Here is a 20,029-nt window from a genome sequence, read left to right as displayed (position 1 = left end):
CCCGCGCCGTCCGTCGCGGCCGCGCCCGGCGCCGGGGTCGCGTACGAGCGCACCCAGCTGGCGGGCGCGATCGACCCCGCGCTGCTCGGCGCTGTCCCGGCCGATCCCGGCACCCCGCCGTCCGGCGGCCCGGCCGTGCCGCCCCCGCCCGGCCCCGGCGCGCCCGCGGCCGGCTACGGCTACCCCGGCGCGGCCTCACCCGTCGCCCCGGCTCCGGCCCCCGCAGCGGCCGTCCCGCCGGCGCCGGTCCCCGGTCCGCCGCAGGGCGCCCCGGTGCCGCCCGGCGTGCCCGCCGTCGGTCCCGGCTACTTCGCCGCGCTCAGCTACCGCGGCCCGGACGGCTCCGAGCAGAAGCTGCTGCACCGCAGCGAGCCGGGCACCCCGCACCCGGAGTGGAAGATCCTGCAGGACCTGCGCCGGCTGAACGTCCCGCCGGAGCAGGTGCTGGAGCTCTACACCGAGCTGGAGTCCTGCGACCTGCCGGGCGGCTACTGCAACCGGATGATCGCCGCCTCCTGGCCGAACGTCCGGCTCACCCACACCGCCGACTACGGCCGGGACCACCATTCCCGGCAGGCCGGCATGGCCCAGCTGCTCGACCACCTGGACGAGCTGCACCAGCTGGCCTCGGGTGCCCAGCGGGTGCGCCCGTTCCGGGTGCCGCTGCCCGCCCCGGGCACCGTTCCGCCGCTGCCGCCGATCGCCCCGCAGCAGCTCGGGCAGGAGCTGGGCCAGGCCTTCGGCCCGAACGTGTTCGTCTTCGAGCAGCGGGCCGTCTCCCGCCAGGGCGTCCCCGAGCCGGTGGCGCAGACCCTGATGTGGGCGGGCCTGCCGCGCGAGTTCGGGCCCTTCTTCTGGGCCCAGGCGCAGGAGGGCCGCCCGATCCCGACGCTCGCCGAGCTGGCCGCCGAGCGCGGGTTGGCCGGCGGCCCGGACTTCGGCGGCTACCTGGTTCTCGGCAACGACTACGGCCGCCAGCTCTGCGTGCAGTACGGCACGGCGCACGTGGTCGCGGTGGACATGGACGGAACCGGGGAGCCGCCGCGGTTCGTCAACAGTGGTGTACCGGAGTTCGTCCGCGCCCTGGCCCTGCTGGGCCGGATGTGGCGGCTGCGGTACGGGCTGACCCCGGACCAGGCCGGTCGCTGGACGACCGACTTCCAGGCTCAGCTCGCCGCGATCGACCCGGCGGCTCTGCAGTCGGCGGACACCTGGTGGGCCGTCCTCCTGGAGCAGTTCTGGGACGGCCTGTTGTAGCGGGCCGGCTCGGATCCGTGCAGGTGGAAGGGGTCGTTCCGGTGTCCGGAACGACCCCTTCGGCGTGCCGTCGCGGCTCTGCCTCGTTGGGGTTTCGCCCTGATCTGCGCAAAATAGGTCAAGAGGATGGGTCTATTCGTCCACTCCTCGCCGCGTTCCGATCCGTACGACGTCCGAATCCGGACCGGCTTCCGGATCCGGTTCCGGATCCGTCCGTTCCGTCCGATCATGGGCTCCGCAGCCCGCGACACGAGGGGAAGAGCCCATGAGCGATGCCGTCCCCCAGCACGGCTTCACCGCTGCCCGGCGTGGTTACGCGCCCGAGCAGGTCGACCGAGCCCTGACCGCGCTCACCGCCCAACGCGACGAGGCGTGGGAGCGGCTGAGCGTGCTGGGCGCCGGAATCCGGGAGATGGAGCGGCGCCTGGCCGACATCCAGCAGGCCGCCGCCGATGCCCCGGACCCGGATTACCAGGTGCTCAGCGAGCAGGCGGCCGGACTGGCCACGATGGCCGTCAACGAGGCCAAGGCGGTCCGGGAGGCCGCCGAGCGGTTCGCCGAGGACCTCCGCGACGAGGTCTACGAGGCCGGCCAGGCACGTGGCCAGGCCGCCAAGGAGTACGGCGCCACCACCCGCTCCGAGGCCGACCAGGCCGCCCGGCGCACCGACGAGCGGACCCGCGCCGAGGCCGAGGCGATCCGGGCCGACACGGACCGCGAGACCCGCGCCCTGCGGGACGCCGCCACGGCCCACGCCGCCAAGGTGCGGGTCGCCGCGGCCGAGGCCTCCGAGCTGGCCGAGGCGAAGCTCGCCGAGCTGCGCCGGGAGGCCGACGAGACCCTGGCGGCGGTCGCGGCCAAGGCCGACGCCGAGGACGCCGAGATCTCGGCGACCGCGGAGCGCCGGGTCAAGGAGGCCGAGCAGTACCGGGAGACCGTGCTCGGACAGATCAAGCAGTCGGACGCCGAGGCGCAGGCCCGGGCGGACCAGCTGATCGAGCAGGCCCGGCGCGAGGCCGAGGCGATCAACGCGGCGAGCGAGCGCGAGCAGCGCGAGTTCGCCGTCAGGCAGGAGACGGTGCAGCAGCACCTGGACCACATCAAGGGCACCCTCGCCTCGCTCACCGGCGCGGCGGTGGGCGCGATCGAGCCGGTCGCGGTCGCCGAGGCGGCCGAGGGCACGGACGACGGGGCGTCGGCGGTGGACTCCGAGGCGGACACCGGCGAGATCGCGGTGGCGAGCCTGCGCAAGGCCGTCGCGGTGGGCGGCGGACAGCCGGCCGGTGCCGAAACGGCCACGGCGGTGCTGCCGGTCACCTCCGGCCCGGTGGGCTCCGACGCGGGCCCCTTCGACGCCACTCCCACGGACGCCGCGCCGGCCGACTCGGTGGCGGCCGCCCCGGCCGCCGCGCCGGCTGCCGTCGAAGCGGTCACCACCGGACCGGTCAGCCCCGGACCGGTGCCGCCCCGGCCCGCCACGCCGCCGAGCGGGTCGACCGCGACCGGCGCCGTGCTGGGCCGGGCGGGGGACGACGAGACCCGGATCATTCCGAAGATCGTGATCGTCGACGACGGCAGCGACTACGCCACCCCGAACACGGTGGGTCTCAACCGGCGGCGCTGAGCCGCCGGGGCCCCCGGCTCGTGCGGCCGCCCCCCCGGGGGCCGCACGGGCCGGGGCGCCCCACGAGGGAAGGCACCTCACGCGCCGCCGGCCACCAGTCGGGTGAGCTTCGCGTCCTGGGCCCTGACCGCTTCCTGCTGGGCGGTCAGGGCCTGTGCGTTCCGGTCGATCTGCTGACGCTGGTAGCCGGCCAGGACGGCGAACCAGATCCCCGCCAGGTTGCTCCGGAGCGTGCAGTCGGCGTCGGCGCGGGCCGTCGCCAGCTCGCCCGGGGTGATCTCCGCGACGGCCCGGTACCGCTCCGGCAGGGCCGCCGGGTCGTCGGCCCGGAAGCCGGCCGCGGCCATGCAGGCGGACCAGTCCCTGGTCGCCGCCGTCACCCGGGCGTCGCGGCCGGTCGCCCCGATCGATTCGTCGAAGAGCCGGCCGACCAGCTCGGCGCCCGACCCCGGCGGTGAGCCGATCCGCTCCGCCGCCTGCCGGTCGCAGTCGACCCGGGCGGTGTCGTAGGCCTCGCCGGAGCCGGCCGCCGGTGCGGTCGGCCGGGGCAGCGCCCGTTTCGGCGGGTGGAACCCCTGGACGGCGGCGACCTCGGCCCCGAGATACCCCCAGGCGCCGGCCGGCAGGGCCGTCGCGTTGTCCGGGGCCTGCGCGGTCTGCAGGCCGTCGCCGCCGAACCCGGTGAACCCGGCCCGCTGCATGCAGGAGACGACCAGCATATTCCTGGCCTGAATCTCTTTCACGGCCACCTGGTCATTGGCCTGATAAGCGGAAAGCGGCAGTCCGGTCATTCCGGCGCGTCCGGATTCCGGGGGTTTCGGTGTGCCGATCGCCGGGGGTGTCGGCAGGTATTCCGCCGAACTGCCCCCGGAAGAGCCGGCGCAGCCTGCGGAAAAGGCCGACAGTGCGGTCGCCAGAGTGATGGCGGTGAATCGTCCGAAATGTGGTGGACGTGCCAATCGTCTGCTCCGATCCTGAGGCGCGGCAAGCGTGTTCGGACCCTAGCGCATTCCGCTTCACCCCGGTCCGGCGGGCGGTCCCGGGGTTTCGGCTTGGCCGGAAATCAGCTGTTCGGCGGCAGGCCCCCATGTAAATCTCTGGAGTCGCAACTGCCGTCGATGGAGGGGTTTCATGATTCGCCGCACAAATCCCGCAAATCCCCGCAGGGATCGTCGCACCGGAAATGTCCTGGCCCGCCGGATCGGGGTCGTCGCCCTTCTCGCCGCGGCTGCGGCCGCACTAGTGCCGACGACCGGCGCGAACGCGGTGAGCCGGGTCGACTGCGGAAACCGCACCGATTTCGCGAAGGTGTACAACTACGGCTACAGCAGCCGGCTCTGCTTCGCGAATGACGGCTGGATGTCCGTCCGGATCTACAACGTCGACCGGATCGACGCGGGCAACAACCGGGTCATCACCTATCTGGGGGGTGGCCTCGGCTCCTGGACGGTCTTCAACTGGGAGCAGTACGACTTCAACGGCAACCAGGGCTACCAGGTGACGATGTACGACATCAATCTCTCCCGCTGGTAGCCGCTGGTAGCAGCTGGTGGCCGGAGCGGGCCCGATTCATGTGCGCGGTGCCGGGCGGGTGCGGACGCCCGGCACCGCGTCTGCGCCTGTCGACCGCTCCTACAGCACCTCGACCGCCGCGCCCGCGAGCCGGCGCCGGCAGTCCAGCACGTACCGGGAGTGCGTGGCGACGGCCTCGTAGTCGAACTCGTCGTGGTCGGCGAGCAGCACCACCGCGTCGGCCGCGGCCAGCTCCTCCGGCGTCGCCTCGACCCGGCGGACGGCGGCGAACGGGTCGCCGTGCGGGTCCAGCTCGGCGGCCCGCTGCCCGGGGATCACCGGCTCCGGGACGTGCACCCCGACGACCACGTGCGGGTCGGCGGCCCGGACCTCGGCGCCCATCCGGGTCAGCAGCTCGGCGACCCGGGCGGCCGGGGTCTCCCGGGCGTCGCCGGTGTTCTTCTTGTAGGCGAGCCCGAGCAGCAGGACCCGGGAGCCCTTGACGGAGCGCTGCCGCTCGTTCAGCGCCTCGGCGAGCCGGCGCACCACGTAGTCGGGCATGTGGCTGTTCACGTCGTTGGCCAGCTCGACGAAGCGGAACGACTGGCCGAGCGCCCGCTCCACCCGCCAGGACAGGTAGGAGGGGTCGATCGGCAGGCAGTGCCCGCCGACCCCGGGCCCCGGGGTGAAGCGCAGATAGCCGAACGGCTTGGTGGAGGCGGCGTCGATCGCCTCCCAGACGTCGATGCCGAGGTCGTGCGCGAACATCGCCAGCTCGTTGACCAGCGCGATGTTCACATGCCGGAAGGTGTTCTCCAGCAGCTTGGTCAGCTCGGCCTCCTTGCAGGAGGAGACCGGTACCGTCCGCTCGACCAGCCGCCCGTAGAAGCCCTCGACCGCCGCCAGCGCCGCCGGATCGACGCCGGAGACCACCTTCGGGGTGTTCTCCAGCCGCCAGGTCGGGTTGCCCGGGTCGATCCGCTCGGGGCTGTAGCCGAGGTGGAAGTCCCGGCCGGCGGTCAGCCCCGACCCCTCCTCCAACAGCGGTGCGAGCAGTTCCTCGGTGGTGCCCGGGTAGGTGGTGGACTCCAGCACCACCGTCGCCCCCGGGCGCAGGTGCTGGGCGAGCAGCCGGGCCGAGGCCTCGATGAAGGAGAGGTCGGGCACCCCGTCGCGCAGCGGCGTCGGTACGGTGATCACCGCGATGTCGAAGCCGGCCACGTCGGCCGGGTCGGCCGACGGCAGGTACGTGCCGCTCTCCAGCAGCGGCCGCAGTCGCGCGGCCGGGATGTCCTCGACGTAGGACTCGCCGACGGCCAGTCGTTTGATCCGGCGCTCGTCCACGTCGTAGCCGACCACCCGGTAGCCCACCTCGGCCGCCCGGACCGCCAGTGGCAGCCCCACATAGCCCTGACCTGCGATGACAACGCGCATGACGAAGAACCCCCTCCATCGCGACGCCCCCTGGTCCCCTCCGGGGCATCCCCACACGGCCTTCACAACAGGGTAGGGAGCGCCGCCGGGCCGCGTGGCCTTTCGGCGAAGTGGACGGATCCGTGGCGTGCGGGGCCGGCGGCCCGGCGGGGGCCGACGCGCCGAGTACGGGGAGCGGGGCGCGGGGAAGGAGCGTGGGGCGGGGACGGGGCGCGCGCGACGCGAGTGGCTGTGGACGACGGATCCCGGAACGAAAGAGGCCGAGACCCGTGGCGCCCTCCAGGAAAGGGCGCCACGGTTCCCGGCGCTTGGGCGGGCGCCCCCACCCAGGGTCGCCCGGCCTCGCACTCCCGACCCCCATCGGGTGTGCGACTGTGCCGCCACAGCCATCCCCCACGGTTGGGTGCGGCGGGCACATTCACCATGGTGCGCGATCTCCATGGACGGGCAGTGACAGGAGTATGTCCAGTTCGTGGCAGATCGCGGAGGCGGAGCCGCAGCGTGCGGCCGGTGCTTCGTCCCCGTCCGGGCGACGCCCCGGTCGCGCCCCCTGCCCGCCCGCCCGTCCTGCGGCCCCGCCGGGCCCGCGCGCCGCGTGCGGGTCGGCGCCGCGGCGTAGGCTGGAGACCCCCGGCCGCTCGGCGTGCCGGGCCGTTCGCGTTGCCCCGGCAGGCTGGTGCCGCCCGGGGGCAGCACCAGCCACGGCACGAAGAAGAGACTCCTGATGAGCCTGACCGGACTGCTCGATGTCGTCGCGCGGGACGCGGCGCTCGCCGAGGCGATCGAGGCCGCGACCGCGATCGGTACCGCGGCCGGCGGCCGCCACCACCTGGACCTGGTCGGCCCGCCCGCTGCCAGGCCGTTCGCCATCGCGGCGCTGGCCCGCGCGCTGGCCGGGCAGGCGGCCGGGGAGCGCGGCCGCCCGGTGCTGGCCGTCACGGCGACCGGCCGCGAAGCCGAGGACCTCGCCGCCTCGCTCCGTTCGCTGCTGCCGCCCGACGCGGTGGCCGAGTACCCGGCCTGGGAGACGCTGCCGCACGAGCGGCTCTCGCCGCGCTCGGACACCGTCGGCCGCCGGCTGGCGGTGCTGCGCCGGATCGTGCACCCGCGGGCGGACGACCCGGCGGCCGGCCCGGTGCAGGTGATCGTGGCCCCGGTCCGTTCGGTGCTCCAGCCGCAGGTCAAGGGGCTGGCCGAGCTGGAGCCGGTGGCGGTCCGGCGCGGCGAGTCGCACGACCTGGAGGCGGTGGCCCGGCAGTTGTCGGCGGCCGCCTACGCCCGGGTCGAACTGGTCGAGAAGCGCGGCGAGTTCGCCGTGCGCGGCGGCATCCTGGACGTCTTCCCGCCGACCGAGGAGCACCCGCTGCGGGTGGAGTTCTGGGGCGACGACGTCGAGGAGATCCGGTACTTCAAGGTCGCCGACCAGCGCTCGCTGGAGATCGCCGAGCACGGCCTCTGGGCGCCGCCCTGCCGTGAGCTGCTGCTGACCGACGAGGTGCGGGCGCGGGCCGCCGAGCTCTCCGCCGAGCAGCCCGGGCTGGCGGAGATCCTGGACAGGATCGCCGAGGGCATCGCGGTCGAGGGCATGGAGTCGCTGGCGCCCGTCCTGGTGGACGACATGGAGCTGCTGCTGGACGTGCTGCCGCTCGGTTCGGTCGCCGTGGTGTGCGATCCGGAGCGGGTCCGCACCCGGGCGACCGACCTGGTGGCGACCAGTCAGGAGTTCCTGCACGCCTCCTGGGTGGCGGCCGCCGCCGGCGGGGACCGGCCGATCGACCTGGAGGCGATCGACGTCTCGGCCGCCTCGCTGCGCTCGCTCGCGGAGGTGCGCGAGCACGCCGCCGAGATCGGCCTGCCCTGGTGGTCGGTCAGCCCGTTCGCGACCAGCGAGTCCAGCATCAGCGAGGTGCTGGAGTTCGACGTCAACACCTTGACCCTGGGCATGCACGCGGTCGAGGCCTACCGGGGGGACACCGCCCGGGCGATCGCCGACGCCAAGGAGCGGCTGGCCGCCGACTGGCGGGTCGTCATGGTGACGGAGGGCCACGGGCCGGCCTCCCGGCTCGCCGAGGTGCTCGGCAACGAGGGCATCCCGGCCCGGCTGGTCGCCGACCTCGCCGAGGCGCCGACCAGGGACGTCGTCTACGTCTCCTGCGGCTCGATCGAGCACGGCTTCGTCGACGAGGCGCTCAAGCTCACCGTCATCACCGAGACCGACCTCTCCGGGCAGAAGTCCTCCACCAAGGACATGCGCCGGATGCCGTCCCGGCGCCGCAACGCGATCGACCCGCTGGCGCTGGCGGCCGGCGACTACGTCGTCCACGAGGCGCACGGCGTCGGCCGCTACGTCGAGATGGTGCAGCGCACGGTGCAGGGCGCCACCCGCGAGTACCTGGTGCTGGAGTACGCGCCGGCCAAGCGCGGCCACCCCGGCGACCGGCTGTTCGTGCCGACCGACCAGCTGGACCAGGTCACCAAGTACGTCGGCGGCGAGGCCCCGACGCTGCACCGCCTCGGTGGCGCCGACTGGGCGAAGACCAAGCAGCGGGCCAAGAAGGCGGTCAAGGAGATCGCCGCCGACCTGATCAAGCTGTACTCGGCCCGGATGGCCGCGCCCGGCCACACCTTCGGCCCGGACACCCCGTGGCAGCGCGAGCTGGAGGACGCCTTCCCCTACGCGGAGACGCCCGACCAGCTCACCACCATCGCCGAGGTCAAGTCGGACATGGAGAAGTCCGTCCCCATGGACCGCCTGATCTGCGGCGACGTCGGCTACGGCAAGACCGAGATCGCGGTCCGGGCGGCCTTCAAGGCGGTGCAGGACGGCAAGCAGGTGGCGGTGCTGGTGCCGACCACGCTGCTGGTGCAGCAGCACTTCTCCACCTTCGCCGAGCGGTACGCCAACTTCCCGGTGACGGTGAAGGCGCTCTCCCGCTTCCAGACCGACAGCGAGGCGAAGGCCGTGCTGGAGGGGCTCTTCGAGGGCTCGGTGGACGTCGTCATCGGTACCCACCGGCTGTTCTCCTCGGAGACCCGGTTCAAGGACCTCGGCCTGGTCATCGTGGACGAGGAGCAGCGCTTCGGCGTCGAGCACAAGGAGCAGCTGAAGAAGCTACGCGCCAACGTGGACGTGCTGACGATGTCCGCCACGCCGATCCCGCGGACCCTGGAGATGGCGGTCACCGGAATCCGGGAGATGTCCACCATCACCACCCCGCCGGAGGAGCGGCACCCGGTGCTGACCTTCGTCGGCCCGTACGACGAGAAGCAGATCTCGGCCGCCATCCGGCGTGAACTCCTGCGCGAGGGCCAGGTGTTCTACATCCACAACCGGGTGGAGTCGATCGACCGGGCGGCGGCCCGGCTGAAGGACCTCGTCCCCGAGGCGCGGATCGCCACCGCGCACGGGCAGATGGGGGAGACCGCGCTGGAGAAGGTGGTCGTCGACTTCTGGGAGAAGGAGTTCGACGTCCTGGTGTCGACCACCATCGTCGAGTCGGGCATCGACATCTCCAACGCGAACACCCTGATCGTCGAGCGCGGTGACACCTTCGGTCTCTCCCAGCTGCACCAGCTGCGCGGCCGGGTCGGCCGTGGGCGCGAGCGCGGCTACGCGTACATGCTGTACCCGCCGGAGAAGCCGCTGACCGAGACGGCGCACGAGCGGCTGGCCACCATCGCCCAGCACACCGAGATGGGCGCCGGCATGTACGTGGCGATGAAGGACCTGGAGATCCGCGGCGCCGGCAACCTGCTCGGCGGCGAGCAGTCCGGGCACATCGCGGGCGTCGGCTTCGACCTCTACATGCGGATGGTCGGCGAGGCCGTGGCCGAGTTCCGGGAGTCGCTGACCGGTGGCGGCGAGCCGGAGGAGGAGCCGCTGGAGGTCAAGATCGAGCTGCCCGTGGACGCCCACGTGCCGCACGACTACGCCCCGGGCGAGCGGCTGCGGCTCCAGGCCTACCGCTCGATCGCGGCGGTCAACTCGGAGGACGACATCAAGCAGGTCCGGGACGAACTGGTCGACCGGTACGGCAAGTTGCCCGAGCCGGTGGAGAACCTGCTGCTGGTGGCCGCGCTGCGGCTGTACGCCCGCCGCTGCGGCATCGCGGACATCACGCTGCAGGGTGCCAACGTCCGGTTCGGGCCGGTGGAGCTGCGCGAGTCGCAGCAGCTGCGGCTGAACCGGCTCTACCCGCGCAGCCAGGTGAAGGCGGCCGCCCAGCAGCTGCTGGTGCCCCGGCCGGCCACCGGGCGGATCGGCGGCAAGCCGCTGGTCGGGCGGGAACTCCTCGGCTGGTGCCGTGAGTTCCTGTCCGCCATGTTCGACGACCTGGCGGGGGCGAAGAAGTAGCGAGTGGGGAGGTCGCCCGCCGGTTCGGCGGGCCTTGCGGCGGTCTCGGGCCATGGTGCCTGAGGCCGCCGTCGCGCGTTCGGCGTGTGCGGCCCCGGGTCAGCCCAGCTTCCACTGGCCGCTCTGCGGGGCGAAGCCGCTGTCGAGGCCGAACTGGGCCTTGTCGACCTTGATGTCCTTCGGCACCTCGAAGGTGACGAAGCCGAGGGCGCTCTCCCCGGGGGCGATGTTGGCGGGGACCTGGAAGCTCGGACCCGCCTTGGTGTCGGCGACCGTCGAGCCGAAGGCCTGGCCCTGGGCGTCCAGCAGCTTGGCGCTGTTGCCGGGGACGTCGCTGTAGGCCTTCTTGCCGCTCGCCTTGATCCGGAACTGGACCGAGACGAAGCGCTTGCCGTCGGCCGGGTGGGTGAACTCGTCCTCGCCCTCGGCGTTGTCCACCACCTTCACCAGGGTGACGTCGGCGGTGTCGGCGGGGTCGTTGCCCTTGAGCGCGATGGTGTCGCCCGGCTTGGCCACGGCCTTGGGTGCGTCGGCGGGCTTGGACTCGGCGGGCTTGGCGGTGCCGGCGGAACCCGTGGCGTCGGCGGCGCTCGTGGCGGCCGAGGTCTGCTTCGGCTCGGTGGAGACGGTGGACCCGCCGGTGGAGTTGCAGGCCGTCGCGGTGAGGGCGACGAGCGCGGCGCCCAGCAGCAGGGCGGCGTTGCGGCGGGTGGTGCGAGTGGCGACGGCCATGGGGCTTCTCCGGTTCTCGGTGGTGTGGCGCCGGCGCCTCCGTGGTGCCGGCAGAGAGATCACACCATTCGCTGTGAACGATGTCAACATCAATTCGTGAAACCTCTCTGTTCACGTGTGAACGGTCAATCGGAGGGCGCTGGCTATGCTGTGTGATCACACCCCGCCCGTGCCGCCACACCCACCGGTGCGACGGCACCCGCCCCCCGTGCGCCGAAGGAGCCTCCATGCCGGACCGTCCCGAGGTGACCGCCGTCGAGATCGCTCGGCTGGCCGGGGTCGGGCGGGCCGCCGTCAGCAACTGGCGCCGCCGCCACGCCGACTTCCCCCGCCCGGTCGGCGGCACCGACAGCAGCCCGACCTTCGCCCTCGACGAGGTGGCGGCCTGGCTGCGGGGGCAGGGCAAGATCGCCGAACTGCCGCTGCTGGAACGCGTGTGGCACCTGGTGGAGACCCTGCGCGACCCGGCCGGCCACCCCGCCGCACCACTCGTCCAGGCCGGCGCCGTCCTGCTGCTGCTGCACCGCGAGCCCGACCGCTGGCCCGCGCTCGCCGCCGAACCGGACACCCGGCTCGCCACCGCCCTGCCCCGGGCGCTGGCCGAGACCGCCTCCCGCGCCCTCGGCGGTGACGGCGCCGCCGCCCTGCACCTGCCCGGCCTGCTCGGCTCCACCCAGCTGGACCTCGCCCGCCTGCTGGCCGAACTCGCCGCCACCGCCGGCGGTCCGGGCGCGTACGAGCAACTGCTGACCCGCTACGCCGAGGCCAACACCCGCCAGCTCAGCCCCACCCCGCCCGAGGCCGCCGAGCTGCTCGCGGCCGTCGCCGGCGTCCCCGCCACCGTGCTGGACCCGGCCACCGGCCTGGGCGCGCTGCTGCTCGCCCTCCCGTCCACCACCGGCCGCTACGGGCAGGACGCGGACGAGGTGACCGGCGCCCTCGCCCGGCTCCGGCTCGCGCTGCACACCCCGGCCGCCGACCCCGGTCCGCTGCCCGTCGAACTGCGCGCCGGCGACGCCCTGCGCGCCGACGGTTACCCCGGTGGCACCTTCGAAGCCGTGCTCTGCCAGCCGCCGTACAACGAACGGGACTGGGGTCACGACGAGTTGCAGTTCGACTCGCGCTGGCCGGGCGGCCTCGTGCCGCCGCGCGGCGAGTCCGAACTCGCCTGGGTGCTGCACTGCCTGGCCCACACCCGCCCCGGCGGCCTCGCCGCCCTGCTGCTGCCGCCCACCGTCGCCACCCGACGGGCCGGGCGCCGGGTCCGCGCCGAACTGCTGCGCTCCGGCGCGCTGCGCGCCGTCGTCGCCCTGCCGGCCGGAGCCGCACCGCCGTACGGGGTGCCGCTCCACCTCTGGGTGCTGCGCGCACCCCGGCCGGGCGGCGACTTCCGGCAGGTGCTGCTGCTGGACGCGGCCTCGGCCGCGCTCTCCGCCGGCCACCTCGCCGGGCGCTCCGCCGGTCACCCCGCCACGCTCCTCGCCGCCGAGGCCGAGGGCGGGCGCGACAAGGTCCGCTGGCCCGAACTGCGACGGACCGTCCTGGACGCCTGGCGCGCCTTCGACCTCGCCGCCCGGGAGGGCCTGCCGCTGCCGGCCGACCGGCCGGGCGTGCACCGGACGATGGCCGCGATCGACCTGCTCGACGACGAGACGGACCTCTCGCCCACCCGCCACGTCCCGCCCGCCGACCCGGTCGGCGGAGCCGCCGAACTCGCCCACCTCAGCGGCCGGCTGACCGAACTCCTGGCCGGGCTGGCCGACCCCGGCTCGCTGCTGCCCGACCCGGCGCTGCCGACGGGGCAGCCCCCGGCGGTGGCCGGGCCGGTCGTCACGGTGGGCGAACTCGTCCGCGCCGGAGCGCTGGAGGTGTACTCCTCGGGCGCCGGCGCACCGACCCGCCCGGTGGGCGCCGACCCCTCCGGCACACCCGTCCTGACGGACCAGGACGTGATCGCGGGCAACCCGCCGAGCGCCGTCCTGGACGGTTCCGGGCCGGCCGGCGGCATCCGGACCCGCCCCGGTGACGTCCTGGTCCCGGCCCTGGGCACGGGCGTGGCGCGAGTCGTCCAGGACGGCGGCCCGCCGGCCGGTGCCGCGCTGGGCCGCCAGCTCCACCTGCTGCGCCCCGACCCCGCGGTGCTCGACCCCGACTTCCTGGCCGGTCAGTTCCGCTCGACGGCCGCCACCCGGCGGGCCGCCAGCCACGCCTCCACCACCGCCCGCCTCGACATCCGCCGGGTCGAGCTCCCTCGCCTTCCGATCGCCGAACAGCGCCTGCTCGGTGCCGCCTTCGCGCGCCTGGCCGGCTTCGAGGCCGCGCTCCAGCAGGCCGCCGGGCTCGCCCACACCCTCACCCAGGCCCTCACCGACGGCCTCGCGACCGGCACCCTGGCCCCGCCCGGCCGCCCCTGAACCCGGGGTCGGGTCCGGTCCGGCTGCACGGACGCCACCACCGGCCCGCGTCCGGGCGTCCCGCCCGCCGGGCGTGGCCGGATTCCGGAGGCCGGGAAGCCACCCGGCGTGTCGGCCGCGGAAGGTACGGTGTTCGGGGTTCGTCCGTCCTGCGGCCGACCGCCGTCCTCACCCGCTCAGGAGCGCACATGTCAGGGCAGTACCCCGGGCAGTTCGGACCACCGCCCGGCGGCGCGTTCCCCGGCGGGCCCCACGGCGGGCCGGCGCACGCCGGAGCGACGGGCGCGGCGCCGTACCCCGTTCCACCGCCGCCCGGACCGGCGCGGCGCCCCGGGCCCTACGGCCCGCTCGGCCGGGTACTGTGCGCCCTCACCCCGCTGGTGACGGTCGGCCTGCTCGGCATGATCCCCTCACTGCTGCTGGCGATCCGCCGCCGCCGGGCGTACGACATCCTCGGCGCGGTGGTCTTCGCCGGGCTGTTCCTCACCTACCTGGTCTGCGCGGGCGTGGCCGGCGGCACCAGGGAGGCGCCCACCGCGGACACCGTCGGCATGGTGGCCATGGTGCTGATGTGGCTCGGTGCGCCGCTGCACTTCCTGGCGATGGACCTGCGCGTCGTCTGGGAGGCCGGCCGGCCGAAGGCGCCCGCCCCGGCGGCCCACTACCCGCAGCCCGCCGCGCCGTACGCACAGCCCGCGCCCGGTGCGCCCTACGCTCCGACCGCCGCGCCCGGGTACGCCGCACCGTTCGGCGTCCCGGCCCCGCCCGGCTCGGCGGCCCCGAACACCCCGCCGCCCGCACCCGGCTACGGCTACCCGGCCCCGGCCCCGGCCCCGTACGCGGCTGTGGCTGCGGCCCCGACCGCGCCCGCGACCGGCGAGGAGCTGCGCGAGCTGGGTGAACTGCTGCGGCGTCAGGCCCGCGAGGGCGGACGGCCGTGACCACCGCCAGGGTGATCGGCGGCCGCTACCGCCTGACCGAGAAGATCGGTCACGGCGGGATGGGACAGGTCTGGGGCGGCTACGACGAGCGGCTGGACCGCCCGGTCGCCGTCAAACTGCTCCGCACCGACCGCCTGCTCCCGGGTGACCCGTCCGCCGGTGGCGGGACGGAGCACCGCCGGCAGGGGGACGAGCTCCGCCGCCGCTTCCTGCGCGAGTGCCGGATCACCGCCGCCCTCGACCACCCCGGCCTGGTCACCGTCTTCGACGCGGGGGAGGACGGCGGCGAGCTGTACCTGGTCATGCAGCGCGTACCGGGCATCAGCCTGGCCGACCTGATCGCCGAGGACGCACCGTTCCCGTCGGAGCGCGCGGCCGCCGTCGCGGCCCAGCTCTGCGCGGCGCTGGCCGTCGTCCACGCCGTCCCGGTGGTCCACCGCGACCTGAAGCCCAGCAATGTGATGGTCCGGGACGACGGCCGGACGATCCTGCTCGACCTCGGCATCGCCACCGCGCTCGACACCGAGGCCACCCGCCTCACCCTGACCGGCGTTCCCGTCGGCAGCCCGTCCTACATGGCTCCCGAGCAGGCGCTCGCCGCGACGGTCGACCCTCGCAGCGACCTCTACGCGGTCGGCTGCCTGCTGCACGAGATGCTCGCCGGCGAGGAGCCGTTCCGCGCGCCCACCGCGCTCGGCGTGCTGCGCCGGCACGTCGACGAACCGCCGGTGCCGTTGCGCGAACTCCGTCCGGACGTCCCGGAACCGCTGGAGCGACTGGTCCTCGACCTGCTCGCCAAGCAACCCGACGGCCGCCCCGCCGACGCCCAGGAGGTGCACGCGCGGCTGCTCCCGCTGCTGCCCGCCACCACCCGGGCGCCGCAGCCCCGGTACGGGCCGCTGCCCGATCCCGCCCGCCCGTACCGCCACCCCCACCAGCCGCAGCCCCGGCCGAACGAGGCCGCGGCGCCGGTGCCGCCGCCCGCGCCGCGCGCGGAACCGCGTCCGTTCCTGCTGGCGGCGGTGCCGGGGCCCGTCCTCCCGTCCTCGCCTCCCCCTCCTGTCGCGGGTCCCGCTGCGGCGACGACCGGGCCGACGGCGTCCGGGGCAGCGGTGTCCGGGGCGGACCTGGCGGCGGCCTGCGCCCGGCTCTCCGACCTGCTCGACGCGGGCCGCCGCGCGGAGGTGCTCGACCTCGCCGGCACGCTGCTGCCCCGGGCCCAGGCCGAACTCGGCGACGGCGCACCGCTCGTGCGCACCGTGCGGACCATCTACGCCCGCACCCTGCACCAGGAGCGCCGCTACCGGCAGGCGCTGCCTGAGTACCGGCTGCTGGCCGCCACCGCCGACGGTGGGCCGCACGGCCCGCAGGCGCTCGAACACCGCTACCGCGCCGCCGAGTGCCTGGAGCGGCTGGGGCAGGGCACCGAGGCGCTCGCCGAGTACCGGGCGCTGCTCGCCGACGCTCCGGGCCTCGACCCGGAGCGGGCGTTCGACGCGCGCGAGCGGATCGGCCTGCTGCTGGCGGCGGGCGGTGATGCCGAGGGCGCCTGGCAGTGGCTGCTCCAGCTCCTGTTCGACCGCGAACGCCGCGAGGGCCCGCACCACCCGGCCGTCCGCCGGCTGCGCCAGACCCTGGACACCCTCCAGCCGCACCGCACCACCAACAACCCCGCGCCCCCCGACCCCCGGGCCGACCCCCGCGTCGATCCCCGTGCGGCCCCCTGGTCCTCAGCCCCCTGAGCCGCCGGGCCGCCGGGCCGCCGACCGTCACGGGAAGCCCGGCTCACCTGGTACGGCCGCGGCACCCGTATGACTTTCGGCAGATCCGGCGTCGTTGTCCGCCTCCTACTGTCGTAGCCGTGAGGACGAACGGTGAGCGGTGGAGCGGGTGGCTCGACGGCGGCCTGCTGGCGGGTGCGGTGACGGCGACCGGGGCGAGCACGGTGAGCATCTGGTGGGCTCTGCCGGCGATCGGCGCGGCGTTCCTCGCCGGGTGGCGGATGGACCGTGTGCGGTGGGCCGTGGTCGTCCTGGCGGCGATGGTCGCGGTCGGGGTGGCGGCGGCGCTGACGGTGCCGGCGTGGATGGTCCGGGGGACGTCGTTCCTGTCGCTGGTGGTCTGCGCGGGCATGGCGCCCTGGATGGCGGGCCGGTTCTGGCGGCAGTCGCAGGAACTGGTCCGGGCCGGCTGGGATCGGGCGGAGCGGCTGGAGCGCGAGCAGCAGCTGGTGGCCGAACAGGCCCGGCTGCGCGAGCGGGCCCGGATCGCCCAGGACATGCACGACGCCCTGGGGCACGACCTGAGCCTGATCGCCCTGCGGGCCGGTGCACTGAAGCTGGCGCCCGACCTCGCGCCGACGCACCGTGAGGCGGCCCAGGAGATCCGCAAGGGCGCGGGGGCGGCCGTGGAGCGTCTCGCGGAGGTGATCGGAATCCTGCGGGACGAGGCGGACGAGGCGGCCCGGGGCCCCGCCGACGCGGGAGTCGCCCAGCTGGTCGAGGAGGCGGCAGCGGCCGGGTTGGACGTCCGGCTGACCGTGACCGGCGCAGCGGACGGCCTGCCGCGCGCGGCCGAGCACGCCGCCTACCGGGTGACGCAGGAGGCGCTGACCAACGCGGCCAAACACGCCCCGCTGGCGCCGGTCACGGTGCGGGTGGACCACACCCCGGACGGTGCCCGGATCCGGGTGGTCAACGGGCCGTCCCCGGTGGGCCCGACGGCCGCACCGGGCGGGGGCGGCCGTGGGCTGATCGGCATGGCCGAGCGGGTCAGACTGGCCGGCGGGACCCTCCGACACGGGCCGCGCGCGGACGGCGCCGGTTTCGAGGTGCTCGCCCACCTGCCGCGCTCCGGTGCCGCCATCGCTGCGGCCCCCGGGCCCGCCCCGGTGTCACCGGCCCACGAGCTGAGCCGCGCCCGCCGTCGGGTGGGCCGGATGATGGCGGCGACCGTGCTGGTGCCGCTGGTCACCGTGCTGGTGCTGACCGGCGTCCTGCGCGGATGGACGATCTACAGCGCAGGCCGTGCGGTGCTGGACCCGGCGGACTACGCGTCGCTGCGGGTCGGCCAGGACCGCGCCACCGTCCAGCGGTTCCTGCCTGACCATCAGTTTCCGTACCATCCATCCGTGGGGAACCCGCCGCCCCGGGGAGAAGGAGTGACGTGCGAGTACTACGCGATCACCGCCGAACCGTTCAGCAACGACCGTTCCGGCGACGCGTACCGGCTCTGCTTCCAGGGTGGCGTGCTGATCTCCCTGGACACCCTGGTCGCGTGAGCGCCGGATGAGCGGCGGAGAGCGGGCCTCGACCGGCACACCGATCCGGGTGGTGATCGCCGACGACGAGCCGATGGTCCGCGCAGGTGTCCGCGCGGTGCTCACCACCGATCCGGGGATCGAGATCGTGGCCGAGACCGGGGACGGCCGGGAGGCCGTCGTCGTCGTGCTGGACATCCGGATGCCCGGCACGGACGGCATCACCGCCGCCGCCGAGATCCGCCGCACCGGCGCCACCACCGGCATCGTCATGCTGACCACCTTCGGTGAGGACGACTACATCCTGCGGGCCCTCGCCGGTGGCGCCAACGGGTTCCTGATCAAGTCCGGTGAGCCGGAGGAGCTGATCGCCGGAGTACGGGCGGTGGCGGACGGCGCGGCCTACCTCTCACCCAAGGTGGCCGCGCGGGTGGTCGCCCACCTCGCCGCCGCCGGAGCCGGCGGGCCGGCCGACCGCCGCTCCGCCGCCCGTGAACAGGTGGCCGGGCTGACCGCCCGGGAACGGGACGTGTTGACGCTGATCGCCGCCGGGCTGTCCAACGGTCAGATCGCCCGCCGGATCGGGGTGGTGGAGGGCACCGTGAAGGCCCACGTGAGCTCCATCCTGGCGCGACTCGGCGTGGCCAACCGGGCGGCCGCCGCCGTCCTCGCGCACGAGGCCGGTCTGACCACCGGCGGAGCGTGCGCGGGTGGTCCCCGCGCCTGACGGCGGCGCCGCCAGCAGCGGGCCCAGCACCCGTATGCCGGCCAGTGACGCCACGGCGGTGGTGGCGAGCGGTAGCAGCGCGACGACCACCGCAGCCGTGATCGCCCCGCCGAGAGCCGCCCCGGCGACCACGTCGTGCGGATAGTGCACCCCGGCGGCCACCCGCAGCGCGGCCGTCGCGCCGCCGACCGGGACGACCAGCAGGGCCCAGCGCGGGCGCAGCAGGACCAGGCCGGTGGCCAGGGCGACGGCGAGGGTCGCGTGGTTGCTGGGGAACGACCAGTCGCCCGGCGGCGGGCACTCCGCGACGGCCGGCGGCGCGGACAGGACGCCGGACAGTGCGCGGCAGGGGCGTTCCTCGTCGATCACGACCTTCAGCACCTCGCTCGCCCCGTACGCGAGGACCGTGCCGAGACCGGTGAGCGCGACCCCCGCGACCAGGTCGACGGCGCGCCGGCTGCGGGCCGTCCACCAGCACAGTGCCAGCAGCAGGCCCAGCACCAGGAGCCCGGCCTCGGTGGCGGGCTCCAGCAGCGAGCCGAGCCGGTGCGGCGCATCGGCGACGACCTCGGCCACCCGCCGATAGCCGGTGGCGGACGGGCCGGTGGTCACCCGGGCCGGCCCGTCCGCCCCGCCGCGGGCCGGCGCCAGCCACCCGACCACGCCGGTGCCCGCACCCAGCAGCACCGCCGCTACGGCCGCCCGGGTGCCGGTCGCTCCGACCGCTCTCGTACCGGCCGCTCTCTTCCTCGTCCTGACCGTGTTCGTCATGGTCAGGACGGTAGGGCGGTCGGGGGCCCGCGACCCGGGCCGAAAGGCAGGGGGAGACCTGGACGATCGTCAGGGTTGACAGCCGCCGCACGCCCGGTGACCCGTTCGGGTCACGGTCCGCGCGGTGCGGGCCCGGCCGCCCTACTCTCGGGACAACGCCCGGCCGCTCGTGGGAAGGCGGCCCCGGACGCGTGCCACCCCCACCCCGGAGACCAGCCATGCACCGTCGGACCGCCGTCGCCGGCGTCCTGCTCGCCGCCTCGGCGCTGGCCGCCTGCGGCGGCGACGGGCTGACGCCGGGCACGGCGGCGGTGCTGGACGGCCGGCGGATCCCGGTGGCGGCGGTCGAGGCCCGGGTCGCGGAACTGCGTGACACGGCCGGCGGGGCCTCGGCGGACGCCCGGCAGGAGTCGGACGGGCTGGTGCGGCGAGCCGTCACGGACCTGGTGCTCGACGCGGTGATCGCCCGCGCGGTGGCCGACCGGGGGCTCACCGTGGGCGGCGCCGAGGTGGCGGCGGCCCGGACGGCGGAGGAGAGCCGGTACGGCGGTGCCGGTCCGCTCGCCCGGGTACTGGCTTCCCGGGGCGTCCCCGCCGCCGGGATCGACGACCACCTCCGCCGCCAGCTGGGCATCCGCCACCTCGCGGAGGCAGCCGGGCAGGACGCCGGCACCACGGCGGGCGACACCGCCGTCCGCCTCGCCCTGGCCGACGCCGCCACCGCCCTCCACCTGCGCGTCAACCCCCGCTACGGCACCTGGGACGCCGCCCGGGTCACCCTCCTCCCCGACGCCCCGCTCTGGTTGGCCCCGTAGCCGGGCGTGCGGCCACCCGAGCACGGGTGCTGCGGGGAGCAGGAAGTCGGACCGGCCGACTTCCTGCTCCTGCCCCGGGCCCGCCCACCCCGGGCGCGCCCCGTCGTCCTGGCCTCGTTGCAGCCCGCCCTCGGCTCCGCCGCCGTCCGCCCCCGCGTTTTCGCCCGGCCCTCGGCTCCGCCGCGGGCC

At 75.2% G+C, this 20,029-nt stretch carries 13 protein-coding genes and 1 pseudogene; 10 read left to right on the top strand and 4 right to left on the bottom strand.

The annotated features are described in order from the left end of the window. Positions 1-1,257 (top strand): SUKH-4 family immunity protein (locus tag ACFVYI_RS40960; protein WP_387894973.1); only part of this gene is annotated, 1,257 nt, incomplete at its 5' end. A 265-nt stretch (positions 1,258-1,522) separates the two neighbouring features. Then, positions 1,523-2,881: a hypothetical protein gene (locus tag ACFVYI_RS40955; RefSeq protein ID WP_387894971.1), complete on the top strand. Its 1,359-nt coding sequence runs from the start codon at positions 1,523-1,525 to the stop codon at positions 2,879-2,881. A 77-nt stretch (positions 2,882-2,958) separates the two neighbouring features. Here the strand turns inward: ACFVYI_RS40955 and ACFVYI_RS40950 are convergent, their stop codons facing one another. Then, positions 2,959-3,624 (bottom strand): hypothetical protein, encoded by a 666-nt coding sequence (locus ACFVYI_RS40950; protein WP_387894969.1) that lies wholly within the window; start codon positions 3,622-3,624, stop codon positions 2,959-2,961. Positions 3,625-4,012: 388 nt separating this feature from the next. Between ACFVYI_RS40950 and ACFVYI_RS40945 the strand changes: the two genes are divergently transcribed. Next, entirely contained in the window at positions 4,013-4,414 is a 402-nt protein-coding gene (locus ACFVYI_RS40945; RefSeq protein WP_387894967.1) for a beta/gamma crystallin domain-containing protein, read from the top strand. A 99-nt stretch (positions 4,415-4,513) separates the two neighbouring features. Here the strand turns inward: ACFVYI_RS40945 and ACFVYI_RS40940 are convergent, their stop codons facing one another. Further along, on the bottom strand, positions 4,514-5,827 hold the full coding sequence (locus ACFVYI_RS40940) for a nucleotide sugar dehydrogenase (RefSeq protein ID WP_387894965.1): 1,314 nt from the start codon (positions 5,825-5,827) through the stop codon (positions 4,514-4,516). Between the two features lie 724 nt (positions 5,828-6,551). Here ACFVYI_RS40940 and mfd point away from each other — a divergent pair. After that, on the top strand, positions 6,552-10,181 hold the full coding sequence (mfd, locus tag ACFVYI_RS40935) for a transcription-repair coupling factor (protein ID WP_387894963.1): 3,630 nt from the start codon (positions 6,552-6,554) through the stop codon (positions 10,179-10,181). A gap of 99 nt (positions 10,182-10,280) precedes the next feature. Here mfd and ACFVYI_RS40930 read toward each other — a convergent pair whose 3' ends face one another. Continuing rightward, positions 10,281-10,913 carry a DUF4352 domain-containing protein gene (locus ACFVYI_RS40930; protein ID WP_387894961.1) on the bottom strand — a complete coding sequence of 211 codons (633 nt, stop codon included), beginning with the start codon at positions 10,911-10,913 and terminating at the stop codon, positions 10,281-10,283. Positions 10,914-11,140: 227 nt separating this feature from the next. Here ACFVYI_RS40930 and ACFVYI_RS40925 point away from each other — a divergent pair, with 227 nt between their 5' ends. The 5 genes from ACFVYI_RS40925 to ACFVYI_RS40905 all read left to right on the top strand — a co-directional run bounded on the left by ACFVYI_RS40925 (position 11,141) and on the right by ACFVYI_RS40905 (position 18,254). Beyond that, entirely contained in the window at positions 11,141-13,327 is a 2,187-nt protein-coding gene (locus ACFVYI_RS40925; RefSeq protein WP_387894959.1) for an N-6 DNA methylase, read from the top strand. 188 nt (positions 13,328-13,515) lie between these two features. Then, entirely contained in the window at positions 13,516-14,268 is a 753-nt protein-coding gene (locus ACFVYI_RS40920; protein ID WP_387894958.1) for a hypothetical protein, read from the top strand. Continuing rightward, positions 14,265-16,010: a protein kinase gene (locus tag ACFVYI_RS40915; RefSeq protein WP_387894957.1), complete on the top strand. Its 1,746-nt coding sequence runs from the start codon at positions 14,265-14,267 to the stop codon at positions 16,008-16,010. The genes ACFVYI_RS40920 and ACFVYI_RS40915 overlap by 4 nt, the downstream gene beginning before the upstream one ends. A gap of 119 nt (positions 16,011-16,129) precedes the next feature. Further along, a complete protein-coding gene (locus ACFVYI_RS40910; RefSeq protein ID WP_387894955.1) occupies positions 16,130-17,548 on the top strand; it encodes a sensor histidine kinase in 1,419 nt (472 codons plus the stop codon). Positions 17,549-17,555: 7 nt separating this feature from the next. After that, complete coding sequence (locus ACFVYI_RS40905) at positions 17,556-18,254, top strand: response regulator (RefSeq protein ID WP_387894953.1); 699 nt, start codon at positions 17,556-17,558, stop codon at positions 18,252-18,254. Positions 18,255-18,347: 93 nt separating this feature from the next. Here the strand turns inward: ACFVYI_RS40905 and ACFVYI_RS40900 are convergent. Continuing rightward, positions 18,348-19,025 (bottom strand): annotated as a pseudogene (locus ACFVYI_RS40900) (phosphatase PAP2 family protein); the annotation flags it as partial. A gap of 218 nt (positions 19,026-19,243) precedes the next feature. On the opposite strand from ACFVYI_RS40900, the gene ACFVYI_RS40895 reads away from it, so the two are divergent. After that, positions 19,244-19,840, top strand: a complete 597-nt coding sequence (locus ACFVYI_RS40895) for a hypothetical protein (protein ID WP_387894952.1) — start codon at positions 19,244-19,246, stop codon at positions 19,838-19,840. Positions 19,841-20,029 lie beyond the last annotated feature (189 nt).

The sequence above is a fragment of the Kitasatospora sp. NPDC058218 genome (assembly GCF_042882445.1).
Lineage (GTDB): Bacteria > Actinomycetota > Actinomycetes > Streptomycetales > Streptomycetaceae > Kitasatospora.
The sequence above is the reverse complement of the archived record's forward strand: the minus strand, read 5'-3'. Positions and strand labels throughout refer to the sequence as shown.

Coding starts and splice junctions, on each gene's coding strand:
- ACFVYI_RS40955 (WP_387894971.1), top strand. CDS start 1,523: ATGAGCGATGCCGTCCCCCAGCACGGCTTCACCGCTGCCCGGCGTGGT.
- ACFVYI_RS40945 (WP_387894967.1), top strand. CDS start 4,013: ATGATTCGCCGCACAAATCCCGCAAATCCCCGCAGGGATCGTCGCACC.
- ACFVYI_RS40940 (WP_387894965.1), bottom strand. CDS start 5,827: ATGCGCGTTGTCATCGCAGGTCAGGGCTATGTGGGGCTGCCACTGGCG.
- mfd (WP_387894963.1), top strand. CDS start 6,552: ATGAGCCTGACCGGACTGCTCGATGTCGTCGCGCGGGACGCGGCGCTC.
- ACFVYI_RS40930 (WP_387894961.1), bottom strand. CDS start 10,913: ATGGCCGTCGCCACTCGCACCACCCGCCGCAACGCCGCCCTGCTGCTG.
- ACFVYI_RS40925 (WP_387894959.1), top strand. CDS start 11,141: ATGCCGGACCGTCCCGAGGTGACCGCCGTCGAGATCGCTCGGCTGGCC.
- ACFVYI_RS40920 (WP_387894958.1), top strand. CDS start 13,516: ATGTCAGGGCAGTACCCCGGGCAGTTCGGACCACCGCCCGGCGGCGCG.
- ACFVYI_RS40905 (WP_387894953.1), top strand. CDS start 17,556: ATGAGCGGCGGAGAGCGGGCCTCGACCGGCACACCGATCCGGGTGGTG.
- ACFVYI_RS40895 (WP_387894952.1), top strand. CDS start 19,244: ATGCACCGTCGGACCGCCGTCGCCGGCGTCCTGCTCGCCGCCTCGGCG.